Here is a 13,492-nt window from a genome sequence, read left to right as displayed (position 1 = left end):
CTCAAGCTTAATGTTGAGCTTTATTTGTTACTAAGTGTTTCTACATGTTATCTCTAACAGAACTGAGCGAGTAATTCATTAACAAACATGTGGCCTTTCGGGGTTAATGTCCATTGTGTTGGGCTATCGATTAATAAGCCTTTAGTGACGGCTTTTTCTATACCCGATTGAATCCTCTCACTTGAAAGTCCCGTTCGTTGCTCAAATTCCTCTTTAGGGATCGGGAGCATGAGCCTGAGGCGATTCATTAAATATTCAAGTGCCCTGTCGTCTTCTTCGATAATATTGACATCAAAGGTATAATTGCTAGCGGCAAGGTAACCTTTAGGGTGTTTTATTTTGACGGTACGCAATAGGGTGTTCTTGGCTAGGTAGGTGATCTTGCCATGAGCACCACAACCTATGCCAAGATAATCGCCAAATTGCCAATAGTTAATATTATGCTGGCATTGGAATCCTGGTTTGGCATAAGCCGATATTTCGTATTGTTCATAACCTAGCGCTGCTAGTTTTTTTTGTCCTTGCTCATAAATTTGCCAAAGTGCTTCATCATCGGGAAGCTGTGGTGGCTTAGAATGGAATAAGGTATTGGGCTCTATGGTTAATTGATACCAAGATAAGTGGGGAGGGTTCAGTTTTGCAGCGGTATCAATATCTGACATGGCTTCTTCAAAATTTTGATTGGGCAAGCCATGCATTAAATCAATATTGAAACTCTTATATCCTGCTTGGGCCGCTTTAGTTGCGGCGGTTTTTGCTTCTTTTTCGCCATGAATTCGACCTAAGAGGTTCAGTTTCTCTTTAGCGAAGCTTTGAACTCCAATAGATAATCGTGTGATCCCAGCTTTTTGATATGCTTTGAAATCATCATGTTCTAATGTCCCTGGATTTGCTTCCATGGTGATTTCTATGGCTTTATTAAAAGGGATCAGTTTTTCAACACCTTTCAGTAGACGCGCGATTTGACTCGCTTCAAATAATGAGGGTGTGCCGCCTCCAATAAAAATGGTAGCGAGATGGCGTCCTTGCACGTAATGGATATCTTGCTGGAGATCTTTCAGTAAGGCATCAATATACTCTTTTTGTGGAAGTTCACTTTGCTGACCATGGGAGTTAAAGTCACAATAGGGGCATTTTTGCACGCACCAAGGAATATGAATATAAAGGCTAAGTGGAGGCAGAACTAACATTAATTAATCAGTCCCTTATTTTTCATTTCAGTGATGAGTAAGGTTAATGCTTTCCCTCTATGGCTAAGTGTATTTTTGACTTCACTGCTTAATTGTGCAGCCGTGCATTCATAACCTTGAGGAATAAAAATAGGGTCGTATCCATGACCATTATTGCCTTTGGGGCTAAAGTCTATGCTACCTTCCCAAGAAGCTTGACAAATGATTGGGCTAGGATCGTCTCCATGGCGCATATAAACGAGAACACATTGAAAACGTGCGTTGCGGTTTGTGGTATCTGCAAGCGTGTGAAGTACTTTTTCATAGTTGGCTTTTTCCCCTTTGCCGGAATAACGTGCGGAGTAAATGCCTGGAGCGCCCTGAAGAAAATCGACTTCAATACCTGAGTCATCAGCGATGGCGGCGAGTCCTGTTATTTTAGCCGCATGACGTGCTTTGATGATCGCATTTTCAACAAAGGTGGTGCCAGTTTCGGCCACGTCACTCACATTAAACTGACTTTGAGCTAGAACGTCGATACCGTAGTTATTCATCAATTCTGAAAACTCTTTTAGCTTACCTTTATTACCGCTGGCCAATACGATTTTGTTCATTGGAATAACCTTTTTTGTTATATTGAAATATGCATTGAAAATACGGCGCAATGATAACGCGCAAGCAAGCATAACGCGAGTTTTAGGCTTAGAAAGAAGGGGTGTTATAAAGGAATAGTCAGTGAATATATAAAATGAGCGGATGATACCCAAGCGACTCGACACTTTTTCTTTGATGTCGCTTGGGTGCTAATTGTATCTGATCTTATTGATCAACATAAAATTTATGTTTGAACTTTAACTGTGTGTTGAGCTTAGAACCGTATTTAACATTGATATTGAAGTTAATTTCTTGATCGTCTCGATAAGGTATTTCAGCAATATAATAAATAGCTTTGCCTTCTTTTATTTCTTTAAAGGTTAATTTTTTTCTGGCATCGAGTAAATTATTAGCGGTACCTGATAGTTCAACCGCAACGGCTTCCTGTTTTGGGCTACTGTTATTCAATACTGAAATATTAACAATACCAGTATAGCGACTGCGTTTTAAATCATAGGCTTTGGCTATTTGAGGTGTGAGAAAGGTACTGTCAAAGGCAATATAGTGAATATCATAGTTACCGACCGTTTGTTTTTGTTCGGCGAAAGTGAGCGGGCTGCATAATAGGCTTGCTATGAGGAGAGCTTTGACAGTATTGGATAAGCGTGCGAGCAACATAATACCTTTCCTTAGTGTTTTATTTATTGTGTTATTTTAGTCTATTCAACAGAGTCTGGGTGAGAAGAAAAGTGTTGTAACAGATATTGCCTTAAAAATAAGGTTAAATAGAGTGGCAAAAATGATTGCCACTCAAACATGTCAGTTAAACGCTCGCCCAGTAAGGCACGTATTGAACTAATAGGATATTTAAGAAATTAAGAATAATCATTAATACTAATAAAGAAAGGTCGAGCCCGCCCATTGGAGGTATGATGCGTCTAATTGGGCCTAAAAATGGCTCAGTTAGTTGTACCATAACCATTTCAATAGGATTTTGTCCTTGACTCACCCAGCTGAGAATAGCACGTAAAATCAGCATCCAGAATAACAGCACGCCAGCTTCTTTAAAGACGGAGACAATGGAGATAAGTAAAATACTCGGCACATCCAATGCAGCGCCAACCATTAGGCTTAAAATAGTATATTTTAGAGCGACGACGATGAGTGCTAATAAAATCGATGCAGTATCTAATCTTCCCATCGATGGGATCACTCGGCGCAGTGGGGCGATGATCGGCTGAGTCGCTTTGACGATAAACTGACTAAATGGGTTATAAAAATCGGCACGGGCTGCTTGTAACCAAATACGTAATATGACAACCATTAAATAAAGATCAAATAAAGTATTTACCAAAAAGCTCATTGCATTCATATTGTTACTCAACTAGTAAAAAGTGGATAAGTTAGAATTGTTCGGCCATTTCTTCGGCCCGAGCAATACAGTTTGTCATAGCGTTATCAACTAGACCTCTTAAATTTCCTTTTTCAAAGGTGTCGATAGCTTGTGCTGTTGTGCCACCTTTAGAGGTGACATTTAGCCTCAATTGAGCCAAGCTGATATCATTATTGTGTTTAGCCATCTGCGCGGCACCTAAGGCCGCTTGCTGCGCCATTTGTCTGGCTTTATTTTCATTTACTCCTTTTTTGACAGCGCTTTCAACCATGGCTTCCATAAAAAGGTAAAAATAAGCGGGGGCACTGCCAGCAAGGGCAATGACATCGTTAAGCTCTCGCTCATGTTCTACCCAAATCACTTCTCCACCAGTTTGCATTATTTGTTCGGCAAATCGCTTGTGTTCAAAAGGTACATTTTTTGATGCGAATAATCCTGTCAACCCCATTTCAATTTGTGTTGGTGTATTGGGCATAGTGCGAATAATTTCAGTGGGTTGACCAAAATAATCTTGGTAGTGCTGGATGGTAATACCTGCAGCTTTGGTTATGATAAATTTATCCGTTAAATCCAGTTTAGCAAGCTGTTGACAGACGTCCCGCATAAATTGTGGTTTAACACTGAGTATGATGACTTCTGATAAAGCGGCTGCTTCAAGATTGTCTTGAAATACCTGTACGCCAAAATCATTCGCCATAGCATCGAGTTTGGGTAAGCTTGGATTAGTGACTCTAATTAATTGTGGGTTATAGCCATTTCTAATGAGGCCACTGACGATACTGCGAGTCATGTTTCCAGCACCGATAAAGCAAACACTTTTTTGCGACATGTTTTCTCTCTTTACTCATTTAATGATTTTTAGCGTCATTAGTATACTGGGTTAAAAGATATTTTTACCCATCTTGGGTGTATTTTACCACTGTTTTTGTGTTGATTTGTTAAAATTGCTTTTATGTTTCCTTTTTATTCTTTCTGGCACCGAAAATGGCACTGCCAATACGGACTAAGGTTGAACCATATTCTATGGCTAATTCTAAATCTTGGCTCATGCCTACAGATAGCGTGTCGATTTGCGGATAAAGCTGTTTTAGTGCAATAAAAGAGGAGTGTAATTGGGCTAATTCTAAACGGGCTTTTTGTTCATCCACATTGGCTGAAGGGATGGCCATCAGTCCTCGTAATTGAATGTTGGGTAGTGTACTTATATGTTTAGCAAGCGTGATAATTTCATTGCATTGAACACCTGACTTAGTGATTTCTTTACCGATATTGACTTGAATACAAACGTTCAGGGGGGGGAGAGTATCTGGACGTTGCTCACTCAAGCGGGTGGCAATTTTTTCTCTATCTAAGGTATGAACCCAATGGAATAGTTGGCTTACTGTTTTGGTTTTATTCGATTGAAGTGGCCCGATAAAGTGCCATTCGATATCAGCATAGGTTTCTTTTAAAGCGCGTATTTTTATTTCTGCTTCTTGAACATAATTTTCGCCAAATAAGCGTTGTCCTTCTTGGTAAGCTTCAACAATATCACTGATAGGTTTTGTTTTACTGACGGCCAGTAAGTTGATTTCTTGCGGTTCTCTGGACGCGTTTTTGGCTGCTTGAGCTATCCTTTTTTGTGAGTGCTTAAGTTTATTTTGTATGCTGGTCATTGTGTTCTACTTAAATATGGATATTAGAAAAATATGGATATTACAGAACTGTTAGCCTTTAGCGTGAAGCATAATGCGTCTGATCTCCATCTTTCAGCGAATGTCTCTCCTATGATACGCGTCGATGGCGAAGTCAGAAAGATTAATCTCCCTGTATTTGATCATGAAACTGTCCATAAGCTGGTTTATGACATCATGAACGATAAGCAGCGATTAGCTTTTGAGACTGATTTAGAAGTTGACTTTTCTTTTGATGTTCCAGAACTGGCTCGGTTTAGGGTGAATGCGTTTCATCATGCAAGAGGTGCAGGGGCTGTGTTTCGTACTATTCCTAATGAAATTTTAAGTTTAGAGCAGTTACATGCGCCTGATATTTTTCTAAAAGTGGCTAGTTTCCCAAGAGGGCTGGTGCTAGTGACAGGTCCAACGGGATCAGGGAAAAGTACTACGCTCGCAGCGTTAATTGATTATATCAACGACAATCGACATGAACATATTTTGACTATAGAAGATCCGATTGAGTTTGTGCATAAAAATAAAAACTGCCTAATTAATCAAAGAGAAGTACATCGTGATACCCATAGTTTTAACGCTGCACTTCGCAGTGCATTACGTGAGGATCCCGATGTGATTTTGGTTGGAGAAATGCGGGATCTTGAAACCATACGTTTAGCCATGACAGCGGCTGAAACAGGGCACTTAGTCTTTGGCACTTTACATACCACGTCGGCGGCTAAAACCATTGATAGGATAGTGGATGTGTTTCCTGAAGGAGAGAAGTCTATGGTGCGCACTATGTTATCAGAGTCTTTGCAAGCGGTGATCTCTCAGACCTTGATCAAAAAAATCGAAGGAGGGAGGGTGGCTGCTCATGAAATCATGATAGCGACACCAGCTATTCGCAACCTTATTCGTGAGGATAAGATCCCACAGATGTATTCCGCCATTCAAACTGGCATGACCCATGGCATGCAAACACTGGATCAATGTTTGCACGAACTGCTTAACCACGGGGTGATCACTCGTGAAGATGCAGAAAAGAAAAGTGTTAATACTGGGACGCAATTTTAAATACTTGCTGGCCATCAATGGCGTCTTGAAGCTTGAAGACGGTTGTTGAATCGATATGTTTGAAGGACTTTTGTGATAGATAAAAGTGGAGTATTGAAGATGGGTGTTAAATCGATATGTTTGAAGGATTTTTGTGATAGATAAAAGTGGAGTGTTGAAGATGGGTGTTAAATCGATATGTTTGAAAGAATCTTGTGATAGATAAAAGTGGAGTATTGAAGATGGATGTTGAGTCGATATTAACTGAAATGGTGGATAAAAAGGCATCGGATTTATTTATTTCTGCCCGCTTTGCTCCCAGTGCAAAAATAGAGGGTGAGCTAAAACCGCTAGCTCACAATAAGCTCTCTAAAGATGATGCATTGTCTTTTGTTGAATCTCTAATGAATACTGAGCAAAAAGAGATGTTTCATCAGACTCGAGAAGCGAATTTTGCGTTTTCTTTACGCGATGTTGGGCGTTTTCGAGTCAGCGCATTTTGGCAAAAAGAAGCGCCTGGTTGTGTGATCAGGCGGATTGAAACGCAACTTCCCGATGTGGATGAGTTAAAGCTTCCCGAGATACTCAAAGAACTTGTTATGAGTAAGCGTGGGCTTTTTATTATGGTGGGCGGGACAGGAACGGGGAAGTCTACCTCGCAAGCGGCACTGGTCAATTATCGTAATCAGCATGCTAGTGGACATATATTAACTTTAGAAGATCCAGTGGAATTTGTGCATGAGCATGGACACAGTATGATCACACAAAGAGAAATTGGTATTGATAGTCTTTCTTTTGATGCGGCGTTAAAAAGTGCATTGAGACAAGCGCCTGATGTGATCTTAATTGGTGAAATTCGAACTGCTGAGACGATGGCGTTTGCCTTATCTTTTGCTGAAACAGGCCATTTATGTATGGCGACTTTGCATGCGAATAATGCCAATCAAGCCTTAGATCGTATTATGCATTTAGTGCCAGAAAATAAACATCAGCAGCTGCTTTTTGATTTATCACTCAACTTACGTGCAATCGTGGCTCAGCAATTAGTGCCGAGCTATGGTGATAAGGGAAGACTTGCTGCAATTGAAATACTCATTAATACGCCAAGAGTCTCCAGTTTAATTGCTAAAAATGAATTACATTTATTAAAAGAAACCATGTCTAAATCCAATGAGCAGGGTATGCAGACGTTTGATCAAGCATTGTTTTTATTATATGACAGAGGTGAGATATCCTATGATAATGCGTTACATCATGCTGACTCCGCCAATGATCTACGTTTAATGATTAAATTAAAAGGATCGGAAAATACGCCGATTAGTAGTACGTTAGATAATGTCACCTTAGATTTAGATTGATAAGTGCTTAAGTAAAAGTTTTCAACAGTTGAATTTAGCCCTTTAGAAAGCAGAAACTTATGTGTTATCAGGTCATCGGCATATTTATTGTGCTTAAAAATAAAACGAAATATCTGATAATTTCACCTCAGGTACTTAGATCCTAGTATAACTTTTCAATTGTTCTTATATTGCTTTGTTCTGTTTTATCTTTTTTCCTTTATATTTAATTATTCCATCCGTTCATTGATTTATATTTTCGTTAGTATTTATATTTAGGCAAAAAGTATTACATCTGAATGTGAATTAGCATGGTATGGTAATTTTATCAGTTTTTTTCATTTATTTTTATGATGAAGTGGCTGTGCGTTAATTTTTATAAAAAACACATTGTTTATTGCTATCAATTAAGGATAAGAGATATGAGATCACACGTATTATGGGTGATAAGGGGTTATTCTATTTTACTGCGGCCGTTATTAAGCTTGATTTTATTTATGGGGTTAATCAATCAGGTTCAAGCAAAAGAACATGATTTTGTTATTGTGGGCTCAGGTGCGGGTGGCGGCCCTATGGCGGCAAAATTGGCACAAGCAGGTTACCGTGTTTTGTTATTAGAGGCGGGTTTTGACGATGGACTATTACCTAATTACTACATTCCCGTTGCGAATGGTAGTGCATCAGAAAATGATTTTTTGAGCTGGAATTTTTCAGTTGATCATTTTCAAAATCCTCAGCAAGCGATGAATGACAGCAAAATGATGTGTGAAAGCTTTTTTGGTGATGTCGAGCGCTGTGAAATGCAAGAAAGTCAATGTCAATGCTCAGGATCTCATCCTTTTAAGAAAGGGATTTTTTATCCAAGAGGGAGCTCATTAGGGGGATCGACAGCGAATAATGCTATGATTTCCGTGTTGGCCAAAAACAGTGACTGGCAAGGGATTGCGCAGCTAACAGGCGATCAAAGTTGGCAACCTGAATCAATGATGCAATATGCTAATCGCTTCGAACAATCGCTCACACAAGATCAACCCAAAGCTGAAGATTTGCTCGCTATGCATGGAGAGACTGTTGAAAGTATCATTAATGCAGTGATTGAGAGTGAATCACCACAAAACCTTCCTGCTAATGCGAGTGCTTTGGATGCATTAAGTGATGGGTTGAACCAGAGCATTAAAGATAATGATGGAAAAGGACTTTGGCTAACCCCTACAGCCATTAATCGTGGACAGCGTAAAGGTGCCCGTGAAATGATCTTGCAGGCCGCTTGTCTTAAAGATGTTAATGCTGAAGTTGAACGTAGCAGTGAAGAAATTTATAACGATTGTTTAGCCCAAGGGCTTATAAATCCAGAAACGGGTAAGCCATTTTTAACCGTGAAAACGGGGGCGTTAGTGACAAAAGTGATTTTCAAAGCCGATCCTGTTTTTAATACAAGCCTAGGTCAATGGGAATGTGAAGGTGAGTGCAAACAAGCCGTTGGAGTGGAATATATTGACAGAGGTCATGTCTATAGTGCTGATAGGTTGCAACTGCTTCCTTGGATCACACCAAAAAAACAAGTCAAGGTGGAGCATGAGGTCGTACTATCAGCCGGTACCTTTAATACGCCACAATTACTGATGTTATCTGGGGTTGGAGAAGCTGAACATTTAGCCGATGTTGGTGTCACATTACGTCATGATTTACCTGGAGTGGGTCAAAACTTACAAGATAGATATGAAGTGGCTGTGATTAATGAAATCCAAGATTTATTTAAGGTTCATCAAGAGTGTAATGTCAACTCTCCTTTGTTAGATCCTTGTTTTGCGCAATATAAGCAAGATAGAAAAGACACTGGAAGAGGCACAGGATTCTTCTCAACCAATGGTTTTATTTTCAGCTATTTAAGTCAATCCAGTGTCAGTCATGATGCAGACTTACATATTTTTGCCGGCCCCATAGATTTTAGAGGTTATTACAATGGTTACAGCTCTGCTGAGCAAGCGGGTGATAAATGGAGTTGGCTGATTTTAAAAGGTCATACTGAAAATAGAGGGGGAGAAATTCGCCTTGTATCAAAGGATCCATTAGATAAGCCCGATATCCGTTTTAATTATTTTGAAGAGGGCGATGTAAAAACACAAATGCAAGGTGGTCAAGCCAATGCCAGTGAGCTTGATTTAACAGCGGTTGTAGAAGGCATTAAAACAGTACGAAGAATGAATGCTCAAGTGGTGCAAAATGGGCTTGTTTTTAATGAAATTCAACCAGGGTTAGACATTCAAACGGATGAGCAGCTCAGAAATTGGGTGCGTAATGAGTCTTGGGGGCACCATGCTAGTGGTAGCGCTAGAATAGGTGCTGATAACGATCCCCTTGCGGTGTTAGATAGCCGCTTTAGAGTACGAGGCATTGAAAACTTAAGGGTTGTTGATGCCTCAGTGTTTCCCCGCATTCCGGGTACCTTTATCGCATCCGCGGTATATATGGTCAGCGAGAAAGCGGCGGATACCTTAATCAATGAATACCCACACTAGTATTTTAAATCGCTTTTATTGAAATCAGAGTTATGGTGAGGTTTTTCCTCATAAAAATATGGGGCTGGTAGTTAGCAGCCCCATATTGGTGGTTAATCACAATCAATTTGAAAAGCCACACTTTCAATCCCATCAATATGTGTAGTGATATCTGCATTGCTTGGATAGACTCCAAGACAGCTAAAAGTTGCTGTGTAGGTGCCGTCGCTATTATCAATTGTACCATCATGTGTAATAAAATTAACATCTAAGTAAGTGCCAGTAAAACTAATAGTATGCCCGCCATGGCCAACGAGAGAATCATCAGCCTGAAGCAGTGAAATTGTAATACTGCCAGCTGTGCTAGGGTTGACATAAATAATGGTTAATGGATCGGGTGTGATGACTGTTCTACTGACATCGACACTAGTGAAGCTGACCGCTTGAGTATTATCAAGAGACACATCGCCGATAGTAACGGATACGGTATAATTATCTGCTACACTGCTAGTGAGATCAAAAGTATAAGTGCCATTCCCATGATCATTCTCATTGGAAACGGTGACATTATCATCAACGGTGACGGCTAACGCACCACCACTTTGGGTATAATTATCGCCACTTGCTGTTTTTAAAGAGACTGTTGCTGTGACAGTCGACTCTGTTGAAATGGCATTGGCGGACAAGGTTAACGTTGACTCACTGGCACTTGGGCCTGTCGCGGTAAAGGTGACAGTGCCTTGGCCTATTTCATCATCAGCCACATGTGCGCTAATGATGACCTCTCCGGCGGTGGTTGAGCTAAAGGTGGCAGTGTGATTACCATTACCTTCATCTGTGCTACTAACTTCTATAGCAGTGCCATCAATAGTGAAGGTAAGCGTTTCATCGCTGAGTAAGTATGGCTCATTGTTATAGTCACGCAGCATGACAGTGGCTATGGTGGTTGAACTGCCGTCGGCATCGACAGTATCGGAGCTAATACTAAAGCTGGATTGGTTAATATCTAACGCTTGAGTAAATTCAATATTTAAATTTGTCGATAATGCTTGACTGTCAAGCATGGGAGTAAGGGTTAATGTGCCTGCTTTTATGCCAGATATCGTAGTGGTATAGGTGCCATCCTCGTTGTTGACATTAGTGACGAGCGTGTAACCAGTCGGTAGGGTAAAACTTAAATCGCCAGCAGACTCACCAAAAGGGGTGCCTGCGAGATTGTATGTTTGTAAGTTAAGGGTCACAACATCACTATTATTGGCAATGACAGAGTCGACATCAGAGGTGAAGATATCATTGGTTAGCGAAAGCGTATTGGTAAAGGTTAACGTGACTGTGTTGGTTAATGTTTCACTTCCAATCGTGGCTGTGATTTCAACAGTGCCAACGGTATTTGAATAGGCATCTGCACTGAAAGTACCATTACCGAGGTTTTGAATATTATCGATGGTTATTGGATCGCTTGGTGTGGCTGAAAAGCTGAGTTCATCAGCATTTAAGGTAATATTATTGCCAAATTCATCTTTGGCTTGAACAGATAATGTGATTTTGTTGGTGTCTCCTGCTGCGGCTGTTGAAGAAGAAGCGGTAAAGGTACTGGTTGTAAGGTCAAGACTTAAATCCGTTTGGCAAAACTCATCACTTTCAGGCAGGGCAATATCGATTTCTGCTGTAGTATTTTCTTCAGCTTCAAAGGTGTCTTGAGCCCAAAACCAGTAAAAGTCACTACCGTGTCTTGCATAAACATAAGCAAAATATTCAAACCCTTCAATTGTCTGTGTGAGTTCACTACTGCCATTGCTATCGGCTTCTCCCCACATGTATTGCCAATAGTCACTATTGTATACCCAGTGATTTGCAGCAGAGGCCGGCTTACTTTTGAGTATGTTTTGATCTTCGTCTAGACAAACAAACTGAACATTTAATGTTTGTTCTATGGTGGGGCAAAGTGATAATGCATCGACGCGAATATCGGTTAAGTTGCTGGTTGCTGTAAATTCGCTTCTTCCCCAATCGTTAGGGCCACTGTAGTAAAAGAGATAGTTTGCATCTTCGGTTAAATTAGTGAGATTGAGTGTCTCGCCATCTAATTGACCACTGCCTTTGTAGGCGTAATTTTCATAAAGGGCATACCAGCCTTCTGTGGCCGTTGCGGTTTGAGTATCATCTATTGGGCAAACTAAAGTCACTGAAGGAGAAATATCAATACGCGGGGGATTGCTAATGTTAAGCTTCGCGGTAAAGGTGTATTCTGAATCATTGGTTTCTCCAAAGCAAAAATCATCTAGTAATATGCCTTTTGCAGTATCTGTGATCTCCATTTGTTCATTATCCACTTCAATTGAAGCGAGTAGTGGATTGTTGTTAGCATCAAATAAGTGGAAGTATCCTTTAAACGCGGGAACTCGTTGAATGTTTAGCTGATCTAGAGGTTCACCCCAGCCGTATTTTTTCCTAGCCCAACCGCCACTTTCACGAGTGAATGAGACTTGTAAAGATTGATTGTTTGCAACACCATCTTGATCGACAACATCAATATTCAGTTTACAGCGATCGGAACCATACCAGTCAAGGTTGTAATATGATAGATGAGTAATTTGGGTTTCGAGTGTAAAAGTATCGGTATTTTCTGTGAGGATGGTAGCACTGCCTTCATAACGCCATTCACCCGTAGTTTGATCATAACTCCAGAGGGGAATTGAGGCATCATCAAATGATAATGGTAACTGAGTGTTTGGATTGATTGTACTTTTGGGTACGTTAAAGTTGAGTGTAACTCCATCGCTTCCAAATTGAGAAACTTGATTATTGGCTTCATCATGTATTTCAATGGCAACAAAACCTGCGCTAATAAAGCTAATATTTTGATTACCATTGAGATCAGCGGGTCCATCTCCTTCAAAGTTATCTATATCTAAACCACCCGGAAAGTTAAATAGAGGATTCGTTTCAAAAGGCGCTAAACCATTGGGATCGGCTGAGATGAATTTGATGGCCATTGATACTTCACCCTCGGCAATGAATGGATCTCCATTGGCATCGAACAGTGGTGTGTTATCAGGGATGGTGATGCTTGCACTGGCGCCATCCATAATCTGGCCAGCTAATGTATTGCTTGATAAAATAGGGGTGTCAAGGGAGACGGAACCATTGACTGTATTGCCGGTAACATTGACTGATGTTTGATTATAACTAGAAGCAAAATCGGTTGTGTTTTCTTTTGCCATCAGTTCGATGTGATTAGTGATGCTTTCTTCTCCACTCATTATGTCAAAAAGAGAGATGGCGGAAAAAAAGCTTTGGTGTGATAGTTGTAATTTGACGGTAATGTTAGGGGGATTAGTTTCGTCTAAATTTGTTATTCTTGCTTTTAGAGTCAGTATACCGCTTGAAGGTACTTTGAGTGTATCTACAACATGAATAACCCCGTTGCTGGCTTCTAAAAGGGTCTGCTCATTTCCATCTGTAAGGGTAACTATGGTGTCGTTGGTATTATCACCTATATCGAGACTGAATGTGCCTTCTAGCCAACTAATGTTACTGCTAGTGCTTTCATTGCTGGTGCTTTCACTGTTAACGAGTAATTGTAGGGTTATTTCCTTATCAACTAAGTTATCGTCTTGAACAACTTCACTGTCATTACAAGAAGAGATAAACAATAGACTGCATAACATGATTAAGAGCGTGAATAATCTCTGGTTAGCATGGTGATGAGATGATTTTATCTTGCGCATGAACAGCTCCTTGTTCTTGTCAGGTATTGCTATCGCATTTCTTTGAATAAGGAATGAATTGAAAT

10 protein-coding genes are annotated in these 13,492 nt (G+C 40.2%); 3 read left to right on the top strand and 7 right to left on the bottom strand.

The features are described 5' to 3' along the window. Positions 1-53: 53 nt before the first annotated feature. The 6 genes from hemW to Q0779_RS18215 form a co-directional block, all read right to left on the bottom strand. Entirely contained in the window at positions 54-1,190 is a 1,137-nt protein-coding gene (gene hemW, locus Q0779_RS18240; protein WP_298774811.1) for a radical SAM family heme chaperone HemW, read from the bottom strand. Then, positions 1,190-1,783: an RdgB/HAM1 family non-canonical purine NTP pyrophosphatase gene (rdgB, locus tag Q0779_RS18235; RefSeq protein ID WP_298774809.1), complete on the bottom strand. Its 594-nt coding sequence runs from the start codon at positions 1,781-1,783 to the stop codon at positions 1,190-1,192. Before rdgB ends, hemW begins: the two co-directional genes overlap by 1 nt. A gap of 205 nt (positions 1,784-1,988) precedes the next feature. Next, positions 1,989-2,441: a DUF4426 domain-containing protein gene (locus Q0779_RS18230; RefSeq protein ID WP_298774806.1), complete on the bottom strand. Its 453-nt coding sequence runs from the start codon at positions 2,439-2,441 to the stop codon at positions 1,989-1,991. A 145-nt stretch (positions 2,442-2,586) separates the two neighbouring features. Further along, positions 2,587-3,135 carry a YggT family protein gene (locus Q0779_RS18225; RefSeq protein WP_298774804.1) on the bottom strand — a complete coding sequence of 183 codons (549 nt, stop codon included), beginning with the start codon at positions 3,133-3,135 and terminating at the stop codon, positions 2,587-2,589. A gap of 31 nt (positions 3,136-3,166) precedes the next feature. After that, a complete protein-coding gene (gene proC / locus Q0779_RS18220) occupies positions 3,167-3,985 on the bottom strand; it encodes a pyrroline-5-carboxylate reductase (RefSeq protein WP_298774802.1) in 819 nt (272 codons plus the stop codon). Between the two features lie 121 nt (positions 3,986-4,106). Continuing rightward, entirely contained in the window at positions 4,107-4,811 is a 705-nt protein-coding gene (locus tag Q0779_RS18215) for a YggS family pyridoxal phosphate-dependent enzyme (protein WP_298774801.1), read from the bottom strand. Positions 4,812-4,844: 33 nt separating this feature from the next. Between Q0779_RS18215 and Q0779_RS18210 the strand changes: the two genes are divergently transcribed. The 3 genes from Q0779_RS18210 (at position 4,845) to Q0779_RS18200 (ending at position 9,717) form a co-directional block, all read left to right on the top strand. Further along, the gene (locus Q0779_RS18210; RefSeq protein ID WP_298774799.1) at positions 4,845-5,882 is read left to right on the top strand and encodes a type IV pilus twitching motility protein PilT; all 1,038 of its coding nucleotides are present in this window, start codon (positions 4,845-4,847) and stop codon (positions 5,880-5,882) included. A gap of 221 nt (positions 5,883-6,103) precedes the next feature. Further along, positions 6,104-7,219 carry a PilT/PilU family type 4a pilus ATPase gene (locus tag Q0779_RS18205; protein WP_298774843.1) on the top strand — a complete coding sequence of 372 codons (1,116 nt, stop codon included), beginning with the start codon at positions 6,104-6,106 and terminating at the stop codon, positions 7,217-7,219. 401 nt (positions 7,220-7,620) lie between these two features. After that, entirely contained in the window at positions 7,621-9,717 is a 2,097-nt protein-coding gene (locus Q0779_RS18200) for a GMC oxidoreductase (RefSeq protein WP_298774798.1), read from the top strand. Positions 9,718-9,809: 92 nt separating this feature from the next. Here Q0779_RS18200 and Q0779_RS18195 read toward each other — a convergent pair whose 3' ends face one another. Next, positions 9,810-13,427 (bottom strand): invasin domain 3-containing protein, encoded by a 3,618-nt coding sequence (locus tag Q0779_RS18195; RefSeq protein WP_298774796.1) that lies wholly within the window; start codon positions 13,425-13,427, stop codon positions 9,810-9,812. Between the last annotated feature and the right edge of the window lie 65 nt (positions 13,428-13,492).

Source organism: uncultured Shewanella sp., from assembly GCF_947491715.1.
Taxonomy (GTDB): domain Bacteria; phylum Pseudomonadota; class Gammaproteobacteria; order Enterobacterales; family Shewanellaceae; genus Shewanella.
This window is presented reverse-complemented; position numbering and strand designations above follow the sequence as displayed.